The organism is Leptospira interrogans (assembly GCF_900156205.1).
Lineage (GTDB): Bacteria > Spirochaetota > Leptospiria > Leptospirales > Leptospiraceae > Leptospira > Leptospira interrogans.
In genome coordinates this window covers 40887-62831 of the sequence record NZ_FTNA01000012.1, presented here as the reverse complement: position 1 = coordinate 62831, position 21945 = coordinate 40887, and the positions used below count along the sequence as shown (strand labels likewise).

The 21945-nt window shown below is 35.8% G+C and carries 18 protein-coding genes and 1 pseudogene; 11 read left to right on the top strand and 8 right to left on the bottom strand.

All coding sequences use genetic code 11. The features are described 5' to 3' along the window. Nucleotides 1-6 precede the first annotated feature (6 nt). The 3 genes from ctaD to BW942_RS11270 all read left to right on the top strand — a co-directional run bounded on the left by ctaD (nt 7) and on the right by BW942_RS11270 (nt 4075). A complete protein-coding gene (gene ctaD / locus BW942_RS11285) occupies nt 7-1611 on the top strand; it encodes a cytochrome c oxidase subunit I (protein WP_002969572.1) in 1605 nt (534 codons plus the stop codon). Beyond that, the gene (locus BW942_RS11280) at nt 1598-2242 is read left to right on the top strand and encodes a cytochrome c oxidase subunit 3 family protein (protein WP_000100797.1); all 645 of its coding nucleotides are present in this window, start codon (nt 1598-1600) and stop codon (nt 2240-2242) included. Before ctaD ends, BW942_RS11280 begins: the two co-directional genes overlap by 14 nt. 1533 nt (nt 2243-3775) lie before the next feature. Beyond that, entirely contained in the window at nt 3776-4075 is a 300-nt protein-coding gene (locus BW942_RS11270) for a hypothetical protein (RefSeq protein ID WP_000751793.1), read from the top strand. 493 nt (nt 4076-4568) lie between these two features. Here BW942_RS11270 and BW942_RS11265 read toward each other — a convergent pair whose 3' ends face one another. Further along, a complete protein-coding gene (locus tag BW942_RS11265; protein WP_001972857.1) occupies nt 4569-4772 on the bottom strand; it encodes a hypothetical protein in 204 nt (67 codons plus the stop codon). Between BW942_RS11265 and BW942_RS11260 the strand changes: the two genes are divergently transcribed. The 4 genes from BW942_RS11260 to pckA all read left to right on the top strand — a co-directional run bounded on the left by BW942_RS11260 (nt 4737) and on the right by pckA (nt 8772). After that, nucleotides 4737-5414 carry a hypothetical protein gene (locus BW942_RS11260; RefSeq protein WP_001179446.1) on the top strand — a complete coding sequence of 226 codons (678 nt, stop codon included), beginning with the start codon at nt 4737-4739 and terminating at the stop codon, nt 5412-5414. The genes BW942_RS11265 and BW942_RS11260 overlap by 36 nt on opposite strands. A gap of 85 nt (nt 5415-5499) precedes the next feature. After that, nucleotides 5500-6045 carry a CarD family transcriptional regulator gene (locus BW942_RS11255; protein ID WP_000729197.1) on the top strand — a complete coding sequence of 182 codons (546 nt, stop codon included), beginning with the start codon at nt 5500-5502 and terminating at the stop codon, nt 6043-6045. Between the two features lie 41 nt (nt 6046-6086). Further along, nucleotides 6087-7118, top strand: a complete 1032-nt coding sequence (locus BW942_RS11250) for a PIN/TRAM domain-containing protein (RefSeq protein WP_000581182.1) — start codon at nt 6087-6089, stop codon at nt 7116-7118. A 61-nt stretch (nt 7119-7179) separates the two neighbouring features. Beyond that, nucleotides 7180-8772, top strand: a complete 1593-nt coding sequence (pckA, locus tag BW942_RS11245; protein WP_001148872.1) for a phosphoenolpyruvate carboxykinase (ATP) — start codon at nt 7180-7182, stop codon at nt 8770-8772. A gap of 599 nt (nt 8773-9371) precedes the next feature. Here pckA and BW942_RS11240 read toward each other — a convergent pair. Genes BW942_RS11240 through BW942_RS11225 form a run of 4 tightly spaced genes read right to left on the bottom strand, consistent with a single transcriptional unit; the run spans nt 9372 to nt 11947 of the window. After that, nucleotides 9372-9599, bottom strand: coding sequence for a hypothetical protein (locus BW942_RS11240; protein ID WP_000691571.1), 228 nt, complete (start codon nt 9597-9599; stop codon nt 9372-9374). Between the two features lie 7 nt (nt 9600-9606). Next, nucleotides 9607-10347, bottom strand: coding sequence for a toxin-antitoxin system YwqK family antitoxin (locus tag BW942_RS11235; RefSeq protein WP_001049438.1), 741 nt, complete (start codon nt 10345-10347; stop codon nt 9607-9609). Nucleotides 10348-10383: 36 nt separating this feature from the next. Further along, nucleotides 10384-11178 carry a hypothetical protein gene (locus BW942_RS11230; RefSeq protein ID WP_001074432.1) on the bottom strand — a complete coding sequence of 265 codons (795 nt, stop codon included), beginning with the start codon at nt 11176-11178 and terminating at the stop codon, nt 10384-10386. Continuing rightward, on the bottom strand, nt 11171-11947 hold the full coding sequence (locus BW942_RS11225) for a ParA family protein (RefSeq protein ID WP_000809562.1): 777 nt from the start codon (nt 11945-11947) through the stop codon (nt 11171-11173). Before BW942_RS11225 ends, BW942_RS11230 begins: the two co-directional genes overlap by 8 nt. Nucleotides 11948-12060: 113 nt before the next feature. On the opposite strand from BW942_RS11225, the gene gatB reads away from it, so the two are divergent. Further along, complete coding sequence (gene gatB / locus BW942_RS11220) at nt 12061-13521, top strand: Asp-tRNA(Asn)/Glu-tRNA(Gln) amidotransferase subunit GatB (RefSeq protein WP_000807227.1); 1461 nt, start codon at nt 12061-12063, stop codon at nt 13519-13521. Nucleotides 13522-13589: 68 nt separating this feature from the next. Here the strand turns inward: gatB and BW942_RS21785 are convergent. Continuing rightward, nucleotides 13590-13676: pseudogene (locus tag BW942_RS21785) on the bottom strand (transposase); the annotation flags it as partial. A gap of 1168 nt (nt 13677-14844) precedes the next feature. Between BW942_RS21785 and dnaE the strand changes: the two are divergent. After that, nucleotides 14845-18354, top strand: a complete 3510-nt coding sequence (gene dnaE, locus BW942_RS11215; protein ID WP_001150496.1) for a DNA polymerase III subunit alpha — start codon at nt 14845-14847, stop codon at nt 18352-18354. Between the two features lie 98 nt (nt 18355-18452). Here the strand turns inward: dnaE and BW942_RS11210 are convergent, their stop codons facing one another. Further along, entirely contained in the window at nt 18453-18656 is a 204-nt protein-coding gene (locus tag BW942_RS11210; protein WP_000150288.1) for a hypothetical protein, read from the bottom strand. Nucleotides 18657-19328: 672 nt separating this feature from the next. Beyond that, nucleotides 19329-20228 (bottom strand): M23 family metallopeptidase, encoded by a 900-nt coding sequence (locus BW942_RS11205; protein WP_000714135.1) that lies wholly within the window; start codon nt 20226-20228, stop codon nt 19329-19331. Nucleotides 20229-20265: 37 nt separating this feature from the next. Between BW942_RS11205 and BW942_RS11200 the strand changes: the two genes are divergently transcribed. Together BW942_RS11200 and BW942_RS11195 are read left to right on the top strand one after the other, a co-directional pair. Continuing rightward, on the top strand, nt 20266-21171 hold the full coding sequence (locus BW942_RS11200; RefSeq protein ID WP_001054050.1) for an RNA polymerase sigma factor: 906 nt from the start codon (nt 20266-20268) through the stop codon (nt 21169-21171). A 35-nt stretch (nt 21172-21206) separates the two neighbouring features. After that, the gene (locus tag BW942_RS11195) at nt 21207-21935 is read left to right on the top strand and encodes a hypothetical protein (RefSeq protein WP_000377029.1); all 729 of its coding nucleotides are present in this window, start codon (nt 21207-21209) and stop codon (nt 21933-21935) included. The last annotated feature ends 10 nt before the right edge of the window (nt 21936-21945 follow it).

The following is a 21945-nucleotide window of genomic DNA, read 5'->3' as shown; positions in this document are numbered from 1 at the left end:
GGAAATATGTCTACAGCAACTGCAAGTCATACTGACAACTACCTCAACCACGAAAAGGGAATCTGGTCCTGGCTCACTACGATCGATCATAAACGGATCGGGATCATGTATTTCTTTGCGATTATGTCATTCTTTCTTCTGGGTGGAATTTTCGCACTTCTGGTTCGTTTGGAACTTTTTACTCCAGGACAAACTCTTGGATTTGTAACACCGGATATTTACAATCGAATGATGACTTATCACGGGGCCATCATGGTATTTATGGTGATCGTTCCGGGAATTCCTGCGATTTTTGGAAACTTCATTCTTCCCATTCAATTAGGAGCAAAAGACGTAGCATTTCCAAGATTAAATTTAGCGAGCTGGTATATTTTCATGACTGGTGCTGGAATTGCGGCATTTTCACTTTTTACACAGAAAGTAGATACAGGTTGGACCTTTTATACACCGTATTCCATTTCTAACTCAGTTTCTAACGGTGTAATTATGTTGGTAATGGGTGCGTTTGTGATGGGGTTTTCTTCCATTTTAACTGGATTGAATTTCATCGTAACCACTCACAAATTGAGAGCTCCCGGAATGACAATGAACCGAATTCCTTTGATGGTTTGGGCATTGTATGCAACTTCTATCATACAAGTTTTAGCGACTCCAGTTCTTGCGATCACCTTACTTTTGTTAGTTGCAGAAAGAACTCTTGGTGTTGGAATTTTTGATCCGACATTGGGAGGAGATCCGGTTCTGTTTCAACATTTCTTCTGGTTCTACTCTCACCCTGCGGTATATATCATGATTCTTCCTGCAATGGGTGTCATCTCCGAACTTGTAGCGACCTTTTCTAAAAAGGTGATCTTTGGATATACTGCGATTGCATATTCTTCTCTTGCAATTGCCGCGGTTTCCTTTTTGGTTTGGGGACATCACATGTTTGTTTCCGGCCAGTCTGAGTTTGCAGGAGTTTTATTTTCCTTTATCACAATGCTTGTGGGAGTTCCAACGGCGATTAAGTTATTTAACTGGATTTCTACGATGTATAAGGGTTCTGTTCGTTTAGATGCACCGATGCTTTTTGCAATCGGATTTATGTTTCTATTTACGATCGGCGGTTTGACTGGAGTATTTCTCGCTTCTACCGGAATGGATGTTCACTTTCATGACACCTACTTTGTGGTTGCCCACTTTCATTATGTGATGGTAGGGGGAACTTTGGTGGCGGTGATGGGAGCTCTGATCTATTGGTTTCCAAAAGTAACTGGGAAGATGACTTCTGACCTGTTAGGAAGAATTTCTTGGGTATTTATCTTTACCGGATTTAATGTAACCTTCTTTCCTCAATTTATTTTAGGATCTATGGGAATGCCTAGACGGTATTATGACTATCTTCCTGAATTTACTGGCCTAAACCAAATTTCCACAATAGGGTCTTGGTTGATTGGAACCGGATTTTTGGTTGGTTTAATTGCAGTGATCCACGGCCTAATTGCAGGAAAGACGGCAGGGGATAATCCTTGGGGAGGGAAAACTCTCGAATGGACGATTTCTTCTCCACCTACACACGAAAATTTTGAAAAAACTCCAGTAATTACAGGGGGACCTTATGAGTACCGCTAAGCACTTTCATCATGCTCATCACTTTGAGAGTGCAGAGCATCAGTACGACGCTTCTAAACAAGGAATTTGGTTGTTTCTTGTTACAGAAATTTTAATGTTCGGCGCCCTATTTGTGGGTTATACAATTTATCATTCTTTGTATCCCGAAATTTTTCATGCGGGAAGTCATCACTTGTCCGTTCCTATGGGTGCGTTCAATACCGTCGTACTTTTATTTAGTTCGTTTACGATGGCTTTGGGGATTCATTACGTCCAAGTAGATAAGAAAAAAGAAGCGATCATTGCTTTGGCTGTGACCGTTCTTTGTGCACTTACATTTATGGTCGTAAAGTATTTCGAATATACTTCTAAGATCCATCACGGACTCCTTCCCGGAAAATTCTTTACAAATACGGAAATGGCTGATATTAAAAACGCTGCTATGTTTTTCGGTTTTTACTTTGTAATGACCGGGATTCACGGATCCCACGTTTTGATTGGAGCAGGGTTGATCATTTGGGTGATGATCAAAGTAATTAAAGGAGAAGTGAATTCTTCTTATTACACACCGGTAGAAGGTGTAGGTCTTTTCTGGCACGTAGTCGATTTGATCTGGATTTATCTCTTTCCACTTCTTTATTTGGTTGGTTAACGGCGACGTACTTCCGACTAAATTAAAGTCGAAAACGATTCGATTTCAACAAAACCCTAGGTTTAAACCTGGGGTTTTTTATTGGGTTAGATAGTTTTGTTCAAGATAAATAAGCACAACTTATTCTTTATCAAATTTTTATTAGATTTAGTGTTTCACTTTTATTGGCTCTCTATGTTTTGAAATAAACTTCATAATAAAATGTGAGTTTGACGTGAGGACTTACCTGATTCATTTTTTTGAAAAAATTGGAATCTGAACTTTTAGATCTATTTCTAAAATTTACTATAAGTCACGATTTTACTATTCAGACGCATGAAAAAGAATACTATCCTGTTGTTTGTTTCAAAATTTAGAATATGAGATCTTTTCAAAAAAGCCGACAATACTAGGTTTGGCGCATTTCGCAAAGACTTCTATATCTTTAAAAAAGTTACCCGTTAATTTTTAATACATTTTTATACGTTCGAGTAGTAAAAACAAATTTTAAATTGTAGGAACTTATACTTTTAAAAGATTCTTTCTCATTTTCTTACGCCAAACTCAGGTTGATAAAATATTGCGGATCTTTATTACAAAAGCGTGTTTGAGTGTATAATATTAGTAATATTTTATATGTTTATTGTTCAGAATTATATAATAAAATACCTATATTTTGTATTCAAACAGATTTACCTTAAAAATATTACTCCGATGTATAAAATAGAGTTGTTGAAAAATGAATTCTTGATCTGTTTTCGTTGTATTGAAACAGACAATTGAAGCAATTTTACAAATCTTCACTATGGAATTTTTCAATAACCTTAATATAATATAATCATAATTGTTTCAAAAATTAGAATATACAACCTTCTTTAAGAACGACCAATAATTCTGAATTAGATGCAATTTTCGAGGGCTTCCGTATTTTTGTAAAATTGACGGTTAATTTCTGGTATCGTTTTCATGCGTCTGAATAGTAAAGATACTCAATTTTGTAGAGATAATAAACGCTGTGAAAATAACGTTTCAAAATTCTGTATTAAACGACAGATTTATCTTAAAAACTTGTCCCAAAACCTCAAGATGTGGGAACTCACACAAAAATTTAACAATATTAGAATTACTTGAAGGTTCGCAAATTACCAAATGTGACGGTTTTTGTAGGAACTATTGTGTTTTATTAAAAATTTCTAAAGAACTATCATATAAATTCTTTAAGGTTTTGGGACAAGTTCTAAAATAATTTATGTAGAGATCATAATAGCTTTTTATAAAATTGTATAATTTATTTTTTGAGAAGAACCTAAAATGGATCTTTGTTCTTTTGTATCTATTTCAAAAAAATATCATAAGATTAAAAATTTTTGATTTCAGTTGGCATTCTTCACTCTCTTTTTGATTACAATAAAGTGAGTGAAATTTTTATAAAATGAGTTTTAATTTGATAAACGTTTTCTAAAGAAAAGGATTTTGCACGGAAATTTAAGATTGTTGTCTTTAGATTTTATAAAATTTCCCTAAAAATAAGATTCACTCGAAGGAGTAATACGCATGAAAAAAACTTTGATTTTAGGAATCATCCTTTTGATGACGATGATTGGTTGTAAACCTTGTTCTGATTTAGAAGCTAAGATTTGCACAGACTTAGGTGCTAAGTGTGAAAAATGGAAAAGTATGGGAAAACCAGGTTTACCACCCGAAGATCAAGATCAATACCGTTCCGGCAAAAGAAAATTGATTGGGATTTTGTTGGAGAGTGTAGGTCTCATGGAACGAAATGCGCAAGCCTGTCAAGGATTGTCTTCCAATTATGAAGCGATCATCTCTTCTTTAAAAAAATCTGTAGAGTAACTTTTCAGTTGAAAACTCGATATTGTTTTCAAAAAAATATAAAGTAGAGTTGTTGAAAAATGAATTTTCCATCTGTTTCTGTTTTATGAAAACGGTCGATTGAAGCAGTTTTGTTAAGCGGGCATTATGGAATTTTTCAACAACTCTATTATCTTGGTCGAGTTAGATATAGCTACAAACTCAATGTAAACTTAGCAAATAACTTTCCTTGAAATTCAGTAAATACCTTCTTATGGCCATTGTTTTAAAAAATCCAAATAGAATGGATCATTTACTGATTTCAATTTTTTAAGGAAAAATTGAATTTTAAAAAGACTTCTTAGTGGAAACCTACGTTAAAAACGGTTTTGTTAAACTTGAAAGCGATTCTTTACATACATTGTTATAAATTGGCGCTGTAATCATAAGATTCCTAAAATCTTGGATTTGTCTTAAAATTCATAATCACTTCATTACTCAGAGCTATTATAATAAAAAGTCCAAGTATTCTGCGCTAAAACAGGGTTTTGCAATAAAAATTTACGGTACTCAATTTTATAAGAATTAGTAATAATCGATCGAACTGAAAAAAGCGTGGAATTTTCAAAAGAGTAATTTTTAATTTTTTGAAAAGAATTTGAGTGTTTAGGCCGATTTTAGAAATAGAATTTAGGATTCCTAAATGCAGAATATTGATTATTCGAGAAGACTCAAACAATCCACGGTCCGACCTCCGGTTCGAGAAAATACAGATTTTAGTCGGACGATTCAAACGGTTCAACATCATAAAAAATCGGGATCACCAATTCAAATTTTTTCGTCCACTCGTTCTGCTTTTGTTTTATTATTAGGCTCTATATCCCTGTTTACTGCTGGAATTGTAGTAGGTCTTAAATTGGATCAAAAGGAAGAATCTTTTGCCCAAAATGAAATACAGACGACACTCAGAAACGTTCCCTCTCATGAAAAAAAGAATGAGATTCGATCTTTATTTTTTTCTAACCAAAAGAACGAAGAACCAGAACCCTTAAAAAATCAGGAATCGCTTTTAAAATTAAATTCTAAAGAGAGTATTTCAGGAGTGAACGGAGATTCTAAGATTCTCTATCCTCCTCAAGCTGGTGAAACAAATTATCTTGTAGTAGTTGGCACATCTGATTCTTTGCAAGCCGTTGGATTGGGAAGAAGGATTTTGATGGCTAGAAACGAATTCAAAGGAAGAATTTTTCGTTCTTCTAAAGGGGAACTTTATTTGGGTTATTTTTATTCTGAAGAAGAAGCAAAAGAAGCATTGGAAAAAATTCAACCTCTCAATGATCCTTTGTTTCATTCTGCTAAGGTTCGCGCACTGAAACTTTAATAGCCTTTTCGGATAATTTTGTTGACTTTCGCCAAATTTGTGCTATTTTCTAAAACAGAGTTTTAACGGAAGTTATCATACTTACTTGGCTGCCAAAAAGAAAAATTCCGAAATCGAACACAAGGTAGGCGACTACGTAGTCTATCCAATCCACGGAGTTGGAGAGATTCTTGAAATCTCCAAAAAGAATATCCTGGGTAAAAAGAAGGATTGTTACGTTCTCGAAATTCAAGGTAGTAAGATGAAGGTCATGATTCCTGTAGACAAAGCAGAACAGGTTCGAATTCGCCCTATCATCGATAAAAAAGAGATCAAGAAAGTCATTGCACTCCTCAAGAAAGACGAAGTAGATACGGAAGAGGACTGGAAGATCCGCTACCAAAATAACCTCAATAAGATCAAATCCGGGTCCATTTATGAGGTCGGAGAAGTTTGTAGAAATCTATTTCGCAGAGCAAGTGGAAAAGAACTCTCCATCATGGAGAGAAAGCTTTACGAAAGCGCCTATAATCTTGTGAAAATGGAAGTTGCATTGAGTAAAGGGGTTACGCAAGAAGAAGCGGGAAATCTAGTTTCCGATGTATTAGCGAGCACCCTCTCTCCTAGTGAAAAAAAGGCAGAAGAAGAGTAAAGTTCCGCAAAAAACTCAAATACAAATTAAGGATTTGAGTTATGATTCATTTCTACAAAGTACTCACGTCTCTGTTCCTTTCTGGGATTACATTTGCAGTAACACATAAACAAGCAGGAGATATTTATTTAGCCGGACCAATTGCCGGGGTTGTTTTGTTAGTTTCCTTTATTCTTCTTTACGGAGAATCTAATTTTTTTCCAAAACTCAAAGCAGATGTACTTTTTTGTGCTGGATTGGGCGCGCTTCTTGGGCTTGCGATTGCTTGGTTTGTAGGTGCAGCTGTTCATTTTGAAGAATTGAACGTAGCTTTTTATTTCTTATTTGCGCTTTTTGGAATCCTTTCTGGAGTTGCGTTTGCTAAAGAACCTGGTCTTGGAATTTTCGGCGGTGGTGGTTCAGGCAACGGCTTTGGAGTTGGTATCGAAAAAGAAGAAGTCAGAGATAAAATTCTAGATACTTCCGTTGTAATTGACGGAAGAATTTTAGATATTGCAGATACTCATTTCTTAGATGGTCCTTTAATTCTTCCAAACTTTGTGTTGAGAGAAATTCAACTTATCAGCGATTCTTCTGATCCGATCAAAAGGGCGAGGGGAAGAAGAGGTCTTGAAATGTTGAATAAACTCCAACGTAAAGGATCTATAGAAGTAAAAATTACTTATAAAGATTATTCTGATACACGTGAAGTAGATGCAAAACTAATTAAACTAGCTCGTGATACTGGTGGTAAGATCGTTACTAATGATTTTAATTTGAATAAAGTGGCTGAACTGCAAGGAGTAAAGGTATTAAACTTAAATACTTTAGCAAACGCTTTAAAACCAGTCGTTCTACCTGGAGAAGAACTTGGAATTCAAGTGATCAAAGAGGGTAAGGATGAGAATCAAGGAATTGGTTATTTAGAAGATGGTACGATGGTCGTGATCGAAAATGGTGGTCATCTTGTTGGGAAAGAGGTCAAAGTGACAGTAACTTCTATTATCCAAACTGCAGCTGGAAAAATGATTTTTACAAAAGCGAATTCGAATGGAGTTTCCGAGAAAGGAAATCGTCAACCCCATTCCTCTTGAATCGATTGACTTTCCACTTTAGAGTAAAATAATTGAAACAGAATTCCCAAGGAGCAATCAAATGCAGGCCCAGACTCAGGTAAAAGGTTTGAAGGAACTCGGACTCGAACCTTCTGAAATTTTCCATAACCTTTCCTATGATGAAATTTATGAACATGAGAAAAAAAACGGAGAAACTGTAGTTTCCAGCAATGGAACTATGATGGTAGATACTGGTATTTTTACAGGTAGATCTCCGAAAGATAAATATTTCGTAGATGAGCCTTCCTCAAATGGAAACATCTGGTGGAGTCATATCAATTTCAAAGTTTCAGAAGCAATCTTTGACGAGCTTTATAAGAAATGTGTAAACTATCTGAGTCATAAAAAACTATACGTTTTCGATGGTTACGCAGGTGCAAATCCTGAAACCAGAGTAAGTTTGCGAGTTGTTTCCGAAAAAGCTTGGCAACATCATTTTTGTACGAATATGTTTCTTCGTCCTACAAAAGAAGAACTTGTCGGTCTTGATCCTGAATTTACGATTATCAATGCTTGTGGAATTAAGAATGAAAACTTCAAACAGCACGGAATGAATTCCGAAGTGTTTGTAATCTTCCATCTTGCTAAGAAGATTTGTATCATCGGCGGAACCGAATATGGCGGAGAGATGAAAAAAGGTATTTTCTCCGTTATGAATTACAAACTTCCTTTGCAGGGAATTCTCAGCATGCACTGTTCCGCGAATGTTGGTCAAGATGGTGATACGGCTCTTTTCTTTGGTCTTTCTGGAACTGGTAAAACAACTCTTTCTACAGACCCAAACCGCAAATTGATCGGAGACGATGAACACGGTTGGGATGATAACGGAATTTTTAATATCGAAGGTGGTTGTTATGCTAAGGTAATTAACTTAGATCCTAAAACTGAGCCGGACATTTACGAGGCCATTCGTAAAGACGCCCTTCTTGAAAACGTAGTTTATGATCCTCAGACTAAGATTGTAGATTATTCTTCTGCTGCAAAAACGGAAAATACTCGAGTTTCTTATCCGATTTTCCACATCAATAACATCCAAGTTCCTTCTAAAGGAGGACATCCGAAAACCATTATATTCTTAACTTATGATGCGTTTGGCGTTCTTCCTCCCGTTTCCAAATTGAGTATTGAACAGGCGATGTATCACTTTCTTTCCGGTTATACCGCGAAGGTTGCGGGCACGGAAAGAGGGATCAAAGAGCCAACCGCTACTTTTTCTGCATGTTTTGGAGCTGCGTTTATGACTCTTCATCCTACGAAATACGCTAAATTACTCGGTGAAAAAATGAAAAAGCATAACGTCAGGGCTTACTTGATGAACACTGGTCTTGTAGGTGGGTCTTACGGAGTTGGAAAACGTATGAATCTTCCTTCTACTCGTAAAATCATCGATGAGATTTTAAACGGGAATATAGAAAAGTCTGAGTTTGTGACACATCCAGTTTTTCAAGTAGCTTATCCTAAAACGATCAGCGGAGTTGATAGTGCTATTCTTGATCCAAGAGAAGCTTGGACAGATAAAGCTGCTTATGATCAAACTGCTAAAAAATTAGGGGAAATGTTCATTAAGAATTTTAAACAATATGCGGAAGGATCAAAGGATTTCGATTTTACTGCATTTGGCCCGAAAATTTAATTTTGATCTTTGTAAGATCTACGGAAGCTAAAACTACTTTCCGTAGATCTTTTATAATGTTTGAATTTTTAAGAATAATTTAAACTTACTATGAAGTCTTATCTCAAAGTCTTAAATCAATCCTCTTTGAAATCTCTAACAAAAAGTGTTTATAATTTTTACTTTTGGGAAAAGTCAGGTTTTATCAAATAAAGTTTTATACCAAGTTCAATTAAAATAAACTATCTAACGTGGTTTAGACGTAGGAAATGAAAAAGAATTTTTAAAAATATAGTTCCTACAATTTCAGAATTTATTCGTAAAATCTTAATTTGTAAGAGTTCCACATTTTAGGGATCAATCTGCAAAGCTCAGATTCCAACTTTTTCAGAAAAATGAATCATGAATTCCTTACATCGAATTCATTTACCTAAAATTCAGTTTCAAACTGAGATTTGTCTCAAAATTTAAGATTACTCTACTATAAACTTCTCTTAAAATTTAGAAATAGATATAAACAACATTACTTTAGAAATTTCTAATGAACTGCTAAAGTCTCTACCGAAATTGTCGCATCTGGATATTTGTGAATTTTATCATCAAATTTTAGAATAAAGCTCTTAGTTTATTTGTTTAAAATAAAAATTTAAATAAAATATTATAAACAAATGAAGAATTGTAGTGAAAATATAAAATCTAAAATCTAAATTTTCTCGGAACGTTTGAAAAAGTCCTATGTGGACAACTGAAAACGTAGAAAGTAGAATCCAAAAATTTAATATTGTTAAAGAAAAATAAACACTTAGATAAATTACGATAAGAAGGAACACTCCAAGAATTATTTTCACAAATTTATTATTTGGAAGAAATCGAAGTTTGACAAACAGGCTCGAGGCCTTTTTTCATTTCGCAATTGATTGTTCCATTTGGAAAATAAGTAGTTCTGGAAATGAAATTTCCGTTATCGTCAAAAACTTCAATTGCTTCTGTTTTATGAGTCGGGTAATAATAAAACCAAGTTTTTACTTTCTTTCCGTTTTTATAATAACCGGTGTATTCTAATTCTCCGTCTGGAAAATACTTTTGCCAAAGGTTGTCTCTATAACCTTCCGTATAATTTCCTTTGAGTTCAAGTTGTCCGTTTTCGTAAAATCTTTCGAAGAGTCCTTCTTCATTTCCTTCGTCTCCGTTCATCATCACTTCAGGTTTTCTAGAACCTTTGCCAAAATTTTGACGAATATAAAGATTTCCATTATCAAAATTCCAGATCCATTCTCCTCTGCGAACTCCGTTTTCATAATTACCTTTTGCTAATATACGATCTTCATATTTAGAATAAATTTTGCAGAGACCGTTTTCTAAACCGAGTTCGTTTATGGAACAATCTTGATAAATTTTCCCGTTATCGTAATAAACTCTTCTTCTCCCTGGCTCGGAAAGTACGTACGCATTGAATTCCTTTTGGAACTTTGCACTGGAGGGAATATTCGCGGGAAGTGATTCTTTTACGCAGTATGAAAAAGAAATAGCTGTTAAAAATAGAATTATACTTTTGAATAATATTTTTTGAGTAAAAAAGATAAACTTGAGATTCATTCGATTTTTATTATGTATTGATTCTTCTTTTCAAATTCAATCGATAGTGAATTTTTTACTTACTAATAGTTCTCCGTCTTCGTCACGAATTTCTACTTCGTAAGATCCTTGTTGATCAAAAAACGTATCGTCATAATAAGTTTGGAATTTTTCAAAATTCTTACGAAAGTCTTTTTCTTGAATTGAAAACTCCTCTTTCCCGCCGTCGGTTCGATAAATGGTAAGGCGAACTTTTTTGGGAGTGGACCAACCTTTTTTATAATAGATAAAGAAGTCTTGTCCATGAGAAAAATGATATTCTTTTTGTGAACTCATCCCCGAAACTTTTTCAGGAGTCATTTTATCTATATCCATATAAATTTCGTGTTTCGCTGGCCAGAAAAACCAAATGGCAATGACCAAAAGAATCACTCCAATAATCTTCAAAAAACGTGAAGAGCCTTCTCTTTCGGGGGATTCTGGTTTTGTATAATCTTCCAATCTCATGACACTGCTTATCCTGTGTAGGTGGTTCTTTTTGGGCAAATATTTTTCCTCTCTTGCGGAGGATGAATTCTGAATTGAAGGAGACTCTTTTGTTTCTTGGTTATAGGTTTTTAAAGGAGAATCGATTTTATTTTTTATAGTTATCTGTTTTTGATTTTCGGATTCTTCTTTTAACGTTTCTTTTTGAGAGGAAGTTTCTACGAAAATGGAGGGATTCTCTTTCCAAGTTTCTGGTATAGGAACTTCTTTTTGATTGGAGGGAATTTGTTCTTCTTTGGCTTCTCCGCCTAACGTTTTTCGGACGTGTGCGCCCGCTGCTTGCTTTAAAAGATCCTTTTTAGCCAAGCTCCAAAACCTCTTCCACAAAACTTTGATAAGATTGTGCCGCTTTACCTTTTGGTTGATATTCGAAGAGAGTTTGTTTCATCATATGAGCTTCTTCCACGCTGACTGAAGGTGGAATTCTGGATGAAAATAATTTTAAATAGGGTTCAATCATCGGTTCGAGAGTTTGGGAAAGTGTGGTTCTAGGGTTGAACATAGTTAGCACGGCTCCTAAAACTTTTAGAGAAGGATTGAATCGTTTTACGGTATTCTTATGTGCTTCTAAAATGGCTTCAATTCCATCTAGAGAAAATTTGGAAACCTGTAATGGGACAAGTAAACCTGTAGAAGCTACAAAAGCGTTAAGAGTGATCATAGAAAGGCTTGGTGGACAATCTATAATCACATAATCGAAATCATCTTTGATTAATTCCAGGGAATCCCTAAGTTGAAAAAAACCATCTATCTTTCCGGAAAGCATTACATCGACTTCTGCAAGAGAAGGATGAGAAGGGGCAATCTTTAAACCTTGGATTCGAGTCGGAATTAAGACTTCTCGTAGGTCCCCACCATCTCTAAAAATTTTATAAAGACTTTTTTCTCTTCCTTCTTCTGAGTGGAAGGAATAAGAATTCTCCTTAATAAAAACAGAGGTTGCGTTTCCCTGTGCATCTAAATCTAAAAGAATTACTCTCTCTTTTTTGAGCGCGAGTCCAAAAGCGAGATGTACCGCAGTGGTTGTTTTGCCTACTCCACCTTTCTGGTTTGCTATACAGAGGATCTGTTTCATAAAAAATCCGTTGCCCGTAAATTCCGCTTTCCTCAGACTACATTTAGAGATCGTTGGATTAAGGATAGATTCCTCGATCTGTTTAGGATGACAATCCGGAAAAGGAGATACAGTTGGCAGAATTTGAAACGATCATAGGACTGGAAGTTCACGCTCAGCTCAATACGGAATCGAAAATATTCTCTACAAGCGCGACTAAATTTGGTTCTCCTCCAAATTCTCAAACCAATCCGGTTTGTTTGGGGTTGCCTGGCGCATTACCGGTTCTCAACGAATTCGCTTTAGAAAAAGCGATTATGGCCGGGCTTGCATTTGGCTGTGACATTACTCTGTTTACTAAATTCGACCGTAAGAATTATTTTTATCCGGATCTTCCGAAAGGGTATCAAATTTCTCAGTTTGATAAACCCATTTGCACTGGTGGAGGAGTTACATTTACGATCAAAGGGGAAGATTCTGCTCGTTATGTGAGACTGACTCGAATTCATCTGGAAGAAGATGCGGGCAAACTCATTCATTCTGCAGATCCAAATATTCCTCAGTCTTATGTAGATTTAAATAGAGCGGGGACTCCTTTGATCGAAATCGTTTCTGAACCGGACATGCGTTCTTCAGACGAAGCGTATTATTATCTTAATTCTTTAAAATCGGTTTTGAAATACATTCGGGTTTCGGATTGTAATATGGAAGAAGGTTCTCTTCGTTGCGACGCGAACGTTTCGATTCGCCCCAAAGGCTCGGACAAATTCGGGACCAGAGTTGAAATTAAAAATCTAAATTCTTTTAAAGCGGTTAAAGCCGCGATCGATTATGAAGTAGAATGGCAAAAAGAAATGGCTTTGGAAGGAAAAACATTTCAACAACAAACCAAACTCTGGGATTCGGTCGCTAACAAAACCGTAACGATGAGAACTAAGGAAATGAGCCACGACTATCGTTACTTTCCCGATCCGGATCTACCGGTTATCATCCTTCAAAAAGAAACTGTGGAGTCGGTTCGTTCCAAACTTCCGGAACTTCCGAACGAAAGAAAAAATCGTTTTGTGGAAAAATTGGGTCTTCCTAAATACGACGCGGAGGTTTTAACCGCGGAAAGGGAAGTTGCGGACTATTTTGAAGACGCTTTGAAAGTTTCTGGAGATGCTAAAAAAACATCCAACTGGGTTAAGGACGAAATTTTAGGTATTGTCAATAAAGAGAATATTACAATATCAGAATTTTCTGTTTCTGCTCGTAGAATTGGCGAACTTGTAAAATTAATTGCTGATGGAAAAATTTCTGGTAAAATTGCTAAAACGGTATTTGAAGAACTTCTTACTTCTGATAAGGACGCAGAGACTATTGTCACAGAAAAAAATCTGATTGTGGTTCGAGACGATAAAGAAATTGAAAGGATTGTGGACGAAGCCATTGCGAATAACCAAGACGCCGTAACTAAATACAAAAGCGGAAAAGATCGCGCGTTAGGCGCCATTGTGGGTTATGTGATGAAGGTTTCCAAAGGAAAGGCCGATCCAGAATTGGTAAATCAGATGCTTTTAGAAAAGTTGGGTCCGTTGCCGCCAAAAAGTTAATAGTTTCAAAACTTTGACAGACGGCGATCTATTGGTTCTATATATATTAGAATTGTTGAAAAACTCCATAGTTCAATTAACAAAACTGCTTGAATCGACCGTTTCCATGAAATAGAAAACAGATGGAGAATTGATTTTTCAACAACTCTATTAAAAAAGTCTGGTTTATTTTTGAATTTTTTATTGGGTCTACAATAAAGGAAAGTTCTATAAACTCAAAGAATTTGCCGTCTTATCAAGTTTTTCGGTTAAATCATTCTTTTGTGACTATCATAAAAATGAAAAAACTTTTTATAAAGATTTCCTAATAGCTTGTTCCAAGACCTCAAATAACTTTACACGATAATTTTTAGAAATTTTTAATATACTGCAATAGTTTCTACATTTTTGTGAAACTCAGCGTCTCACTCCCCATGGGTCGTTCGACAGGTCGCATTTGACAATTTGTGAACTTTTAAGCAGCCTAATGTAGTTAAATTTTTGTAGTAGTTTCCACATTAGACAGTTTTGTAATAGCTCTAAATTTTTTTACTGATCTCTATAAAATTTAGTGTTGTGAATTTTTATTACAAAATTCTGTTTTAGTGTAAAATATTAGGTATTCTGATATGTCCCGTAGTTTAGAATTTTTTAATAAAGTCCAACGTGGGAACTATACAACCTTAATGATAGAAAGGTTATCTAAAAATTTATCAAACTACCAGTAGAACATAATTTGTAGTAGTTATATAAGTTGTTTTAAAAACGAAATACTATTCTCTTGAATGTTTTGATTTTTCAAGGACTAACAAACCTTAACTATCACTCGGTTGATCTTTTATAGGTCGAATCGATTGTATTCTTTAAAGTTGAGTTTTTTGTGGGAACTCGCACCAGAAATTCTGGCGATAAAATACACGTTTGAAAGCCTATATGAGACGTAATCTGTGGGAACTCTTATGCAAGATAAGGTTGAAGATCGCCCCTTAAGTATCAGAATTCGAAGAAAACACGATGAACTAGAAAAATTTTCAAAACTGTAATAGCTCCTACATTTTTAAAGTTTTACTGTAAAATATAGGTTCGTGGTAGTTCCCACAAATTTTGTGAACTAAAAAAATCACTTCTATGAGTTTCAGAAAACATTAGAGTCTCGCTTTCTGAGCCCAATGCATCGCTTCTATGGTGCTCGGGAAACTCAGCGCCATTCCCATAGATCGATCGTTCGGCGGGCTTTAGAGCTGGCTATTTTATAAAAAGTTACGGAATTTAGTCTAAGTATTCGTTTTTAATTGATTAGACTCTTGACTTCGGGTCCGTAAAAATTCTATTATGTCCCTTACAATGCAGGATTTTGCTCATTTACATCTGCACACAAATTATTCCATGCTCGACGGAGCGATTCGTATCAAGGAGTTGATGCAACATGTCAAAGAATGCGGCATGTCTTCCGTTGCCATGACCGACCACGGGAACATGTTCGGAGCTGTTGAGTTCTATAATGAGGCGATCAAACAGGGCATCAAGCCGATTATCGGAAGCGAATTTTACGTTTCCCCAAACCGTAAGCAAGAAACGGAGATGGTAAAGATCGCGGACGGGAACGCATACCATCTCATCCTACTTGCAAAAAACGAAGAAGGTTACAAAAATCTAATACGTCTTTCCAGTAAATCTTACACGGAAGGTTTTTATAAAAAAGCGAGAATCGATTATGATCTTCTGGATAGACATAGCGAAGGTCTTGTTTGTTTGACCGCCTGTCTTGCGGGTGAAGTCAATCGAAAGATTTTGGAAGGTAAAATAGATGAGTCTTTTCAACTTGCTGGTAAGTTGAATGAGATTTTCCGTAAAGAGGATTTCTATATGGAAATCCAAAATCACGGAATTCCCGAACAGATGACAGTCGCTAAACAAGTTTACGAGTTCGGAAAGAAGACCGGTATTCCGCTCGTTGTTACAAATGATTCCCACTTCTTAAAGAAAAACGACCAAGAAGCGCAAGATATTCTTCTTAGAATCGGAATGCAAAAACGTATTACCGATCCGATGGAATTTGGTTTTAACGGAGAGTTCTATGTCAAAAACGGGGACGAGATGGCGAAAATTTTCCCCGAAATCCCGGAAGCGTTTTATAATACATTAGAAATTAGTAATAAAGTAAATTTGAAACTTCAATTTGGAAATTATCTTCTTCCCGAATTCGAGGTTCCGGAAGGTTATGACGCGGATTCTTATCTTGAAAAATTAATTTGGGAAGGAATCGAAAGAAAATATCTGAATCTTTCTCCGGAAATCAAAGAAAGGGTGATCTTCGAACTCAATACGATCAAAAATATGAAGTTTGCAGGTTACTTTTTAATTGTTCAAGATTATATTAACTACGCAAAAAGAAACGGAATTCCGGTCGGACCAGGAAGAGGTTCGGCAGCAGGTTCCATCGTTGCTTATGCACTCGGAATCACGAACGTAGAACCACTTCAACACAATCTACTTTTTGAAAGATTTTTAAACCCGGATCGTAAAGACATGCCGGATATTGATACTGACTTTTGTGTGGAACGCAGAGAAGAAGTAATCAATTATATACGTAGAAGATATGGAGAAGAAAAAGTAGGGCAGATCATCACATTCAATTCTCTTGCAGCCAAAGCGGCTCTCAAAGACGTAGCACGGGTATTGAATCTTCCTTTCGGAGAAGCGAATGAAATGACAAAGGCGTTTCCAAATAAATTAGGAATGTCTATTTCAGAAGCTTTATCCACTTCTTCCGAGTTAAAAAACTTTTCGGAAAAAGACGATATTAATCATAAAATTTTTGCGATCGCTCAAAGATTAGAAGGAAATTACCGTCAGCCTGGGAGACATGCTGCGGGTGTGGTCATTTCTCCTTATCCTTTAGAAGAAGTAGTTCCACTTTCCACGGTTGCGGAAAAGGAAAAACCGGGTGTTCGTGCGATCGTAACTCAATACGATAAAAATAACTTAGAAAGTATCGGCCTTATCAAGATGGATATCTTGGGTCTAAAAAACTTAACGACCTTAGACTACGCGATCAAACTCATTGAACAAAGAAGAGGAATTCGGATTAATCTGGATGAAATTTCTTATGACGATGCGAATACATACTCTCTTCTCAGAAAAGCAAATACTTTAGGTATATTCCAGTTAGAATCTACTGGAATTACGGATCTGGTTGCAAAGAGCCAGGTAAGTAATTTCGACGAAATTGTAGCCTTGATCGCTTTGTATCGTCCCGGTCCGATGGGAGAAGGGATGTTGGACGAATACTTGGACCGTAAATCTGGAAAAAAACAAGTCACTTATCCACATCCATCTTGTGAACCAATTTTGAAAGAAACATTCGGAGTTCCGGTTTATCAAGAACAGGTGATGAGTATTTCCCGTGTTGTCGGAGGATTTTCGGTCGGAGACTCCGACGTATTGCGTAAAGCGATGGCAAAGAAAAAAGCCGATCTGATGGACAAACTGAAAGTTCAGTTTGTAGAAGGTGCGGTCAAACAAGGAATTCAGGAAAAGGTCGCTAAGGATCTTTTTGAACAGTTGGAAAGATTTGGTGGTTACGGGTTTAACAAATCGCATTCGGTCGCTTATGCGATCATTACTTATCAAACGGCTTACTTAAAAGCGAACTATACAATCGAATATCTCACGGCTCTTCTTGCCTCCGATCACGGTAAAACGACTGACATCGTAAAATATATCAATAACGCAAGAGAAATGGGAATTCAAATTCTCAATCCAGATGTTTCCGAATCCCAGGCTTCTTTTAGCGTGATCGACAATACTACAATTCGTTTCGGACTTTCCGCCATGAAGGGAGTGGGAGAAACAGCTGCAAACAGTATCATTCAAGCGAGAACCAAAGTAGGAAGTTTTAGAACCTTACAGGACTTCGCATTAAATATAGATACAAGATTGATCAACAAAAAAGTTTTTGAAGCTCTAATTCAAGCGGGAGCTTTAGATTCTTTTGGTTATACTCGAAAATGTCTTTTTGAATCTGTAGATTCGATTTTAACTTTCGCACAAAAAGAACAAGAAAGAGCAAATGAAGGACAGTTTTCACTTTTTGGAAACGAAGAAAGTTCTTTTTCTCTTAATCTTCCCAAAGATGCGCTTGAATGGGAAATTGACGAAAAGTTAAAAAGAGAAAAAGCAATAGCAGGTCTTTATCTTTCCGGTCATCCTTTGGACAAGTATGAAAAACAACTTAAAAGTTTAAAGACAATCCCAATCGAAAAATTCGATGATTTAAAGTCCGGAACTAAAGTGGAAGTTGCAGGTGTAATTTCTTCTAAGAACATCAAACTCAGTAAACGAAACGAAGAATTTGCGAATTTCAAACTAGAAGATAGAACCGGCGAAATAGAATGTGTAGCTTTTGCAAAAACATATCAGAAATATAAGGAATTTATAAAGGAAGATCAAGCTATCTTTATCAAAGGCGACTTGGATAAAATTGAGGTTGGAGACGCGGAACTTCGGGGTCAGGTTAAAGTTAACAGTATCGAAATTTTAGACGACGCGACGATCGAGGATAAACTTGAAAAGTCGCTTCATCTTAGACTGGAAGAAAGGCATACGGAAGATCCTGAACTGGTTCCGAAACTTTACGCATTGCTTGCTTGTTACAAAGGAGAATCTTCCGTGTATTTTCACATTGTGGAAAATCAAGAAGAAAAAAGAGTAATTCGTGCTCATGATACCTACTCGATCCAACCGATCAATGAGCTTTTCTTACGATTGGCAGATCTTTTAGGAGATCGTTCCGTATTTTATTCTGTAGGAGAACAACTCAAAGTGATCAATAAAAGCCAGGCTGCAGGTTAATTATTATTTTAAAGAATTATAATATATTAAATTAATATTTCTAAAAAAATGTAGCGCTTTAGTTCTTTTTTGTTTAGGAACACTTAGCCCTTTGTCAATTACTGTCTTTTGTCTAAAACGAGCGAAGCGAAGTTTACCATCTCGCGATTCTGTCGAAAACGTTTTATGAGGGTTGTTTTATAAATTGCTTTATCGCTCCAAGCGGGGGCGGCTTTCGGAGAAAGTATTTTTATGATTTTATTGTATTCTGAAGATTTAATTTGTTTTAGTTCCTCCGAAACCGGGCTCGCGGCTATAGTCAATAAATTGAAAGATTAACCGTTTTAGAAAATATTTTCTTTCGATCAATTTATTGACTCCGCCTTGATCCCTGCCGCGAATCATAAATTTAGAGTTAGTTGGTGATTTACAGAAAATTGATTTTAGAAATAAAATCGTAGTAAGAATTTATCGAATCAATTTTGAATCTTCACGAAAGTATAGAGTTTCCACATTCTTGGGAAATTTAAAGTTTCATCTCATTGAGTTTCTAAGAGTTGTTTTGTAAGTTGGACATTCCATCTCTTTCACATTGAACTCATGTTATTTTATGTGGGAACTGTTACAAATCAAAGTTTTACGGTTCTATTCCGAGAATGTGGAAACTATTATATTCTATTTCTTAAGGGTTTATTAAAAAATATGAATTCGACGTAAGGAACCCATTCTGAAAAAAATGAAATCTGAACTCTACAGACCGATTCTTTAAATGTAGGAACTACCACAAGACTTAGGTTTGTCTGTAAAATGATGTGGGAACTACTGCAAATTACGATTTTACGAATAAATTCTAAAATTGTAGGAACTTATACTTTAAGAAAATTTTTTCTTGCGCAGAACTCGCGTTAATTATCAAACCACTTAAGAAAGTTATTATATGAAAATTTTAACAGATATACCGAAAAAAGAACAGCTGTAAGTTTCTTGCATAAACATTAGATTCGACTTACATAGAAGGTAAAACTTCTTTCGCTTACGTTTCCTCTAAAATCCCAGGCCACCACTTTGATCGTGTTTTCTCCGGATTTTAAGTTTAGATTTCCGACCAAATACTGATCTTTATAATAAAGATTTGTAAAAGAGAATCCGTCCGGATTTTTCCATTCGGAAGCGGAATATTGTAAGGCGCTGAAATCGGCGGATTGGAGAGTTTCTCCATTTAGAAAATATTGAACTTTAGTAATTCCCCTTCTCTGAGATTTTTTTTCTCCTGCGTCTATGATGGAGATTGTAAAAGGAAATTCTTTGGAAAGGTTGATGTTGTCTCCGTCGTTAATATTCGTGAACTTTCCGTTTACGTGAACTAAAAGACTGGAAATTTCTGGAGCAGAACTATCCGGAATTGGTGAAAGAAATTTCATAGGATCTAAAATTTCGAGTCCATACTTACGAAGTACAACAAAATGAAGATGAGCTCCGCTAGAATGACCAGAATTGCCTGTAATCCCGATTTTATCTCCTGCTTTGATTCCATCAGGTTTTAGTAATTTAGAGATTCTACCATCTTTTAAGTGATAATAAGCCGTGAAATTTCCAGATCCGTGGTCTAACCAAACTGAATTTCCGGTTCCTAGTTCGTCCTCAAAAGGATGATCCTCCGTATAACGGCTGTACAAAACTTTTCCATCTGCCATTGCAAGGACGGGTTCGTTTGCGGAGGAAATATCCAGCCCATTATGAAAGTGATCTCCTCTGGATTCTCCAAAAGTTGAGGTAATTTTGTTTTCCAGTTGATCAGTTTTGACAGGGACGAGATAATTTAGTACTTTATTATTTTCCGCTTCCATGCTCAGATGGAACGCGGTCCAGATTATAATAAGTAGAAATTTTTTCATTCAGGACACAAACCTAAGTGCAAGTAACTCATACAAAATGAATTTGTCAAAAGATAAAACCTTAGATCTCGTTTCTCGATGTGGAGATGGAGAAGAAGATGCGCTGAGACAATTCTTCGAAATCTATTCGGAAGATATCTACAATTTCCCAATGAAAATCTTTCATTTGAGCGAAGACGACGCTGGGGATTTTTTTATCTATGCATTTGAAAGATTAAAAACAGGCTCCCGTTTTGGAAGTTTTAAGGGAAAATCCAGTTTTAGAACTTGGTTCTATTCCGTTCTTAGAAATATGCTGATTGATTGGCAAAGAACCAAGCGAGAACTTAAGGTTACCAATTTAGGAAAAATTAGTAAAGAAGGGAAGGAATACGCAACCATAGAAGACGAACCGGATACACGTCCTGAAATGCAGGAAGAAGCCAGTGAATTTTCTGACCGATTCAATCAGGCTCTGGAAGAAATTGGGGTTGATAAACGGGTCATTTTTAAACTTTCTTATATTTATTATTTAAACTTAAACGAAGATGAAGTTCAGTATCTTCTGGAAAAAACAGGATTATCTCCTGAGGCATTGAAAGAGAAAATTCTTCATCTCAGAGCGGAACTTTCCAATCGGGAAGAAGAAAATATTCGAATGGAAGATAAAATTACCTCTTTATATCTAAATATATTAGAATTGAAAGAAAAACAGCAAAATACTGCTAAAATAGCTCCTATTCTTCCTATGGAAGTGGATAAAACTTCTCACGCTTTGAAAAAGAAATATGAGCAGCGTAAAAGACTTTTGGAAAAGAAAAAGAAAGGACACTTTTTAGCAAGAACCCCTTACAGAGAAGTTGCAGAATTAATTGGGATTTCTGAGGGGAACGTAAGCGTTACTTTACTTCGTTTGATTGAAAAAATTCAGAAAAAGCTGGATTTCAGTGATTTGGATTTTTAGAAATTTCCGTCTTTTTATGCTATTGGAGAACTAAAATGGATTCGGGATCTGAAATAAACCAAGAAAACGAGCTTTTGCTTTCGCTTTTGAGCGGGGAGGAAGCTGGTTCTGATATAGATATAAAACTGCAAAATCAACTCATACAAATGGAAGAATCGATTCAGGCTGGGATTAATGCCTCAACTTTGTCGTATTTATATGAAGCTTCTAAAAAAGGAAAATTTTCAGAACTTCAGGAATCAATTGATCTCCAAAAGGCGGATTTAACTGGTTATTTAACAAAGGAAATTCCTGAATATTTAAAACGTTATGTTTCATTGGAACTTGCAAGGAAATCCGCTCCTAAGGAGTCGATCGTAGTAAAGTTGGGAAAGTCCGGAGCCCGAATCTTTGAAAGTCTTGTAGAATCTCTTCAAATTAATACGAGAGTAGATTATGCACCTTCTATGCGTTCGGCTTTAACAAAAGATCCTTCTGAGTTTGTAGTTTTTGAAGAAAAGGTTTTAGATAATTCTAAATTTACCTATCAATTGGTCCAGGAAACCCCTGAAACTGCATTTTTAAGCGTTAAGATTGAATCTCCAAATGCGAATTCGTTTCAACGAGTGAATCTTTATAAAGACACCAGATTCATTCTTTCCAATCAGTTCAATAATGAAGGAATCGCTAACTTTTCAGGGTTAAGAGAAGGGAAATATACTGTAGAATTTCAAGGGAAAGAAAATTCCAAGTCCTTAGATCTTTTTATTCTTTTGGAAGTATAAAATCGTCTTT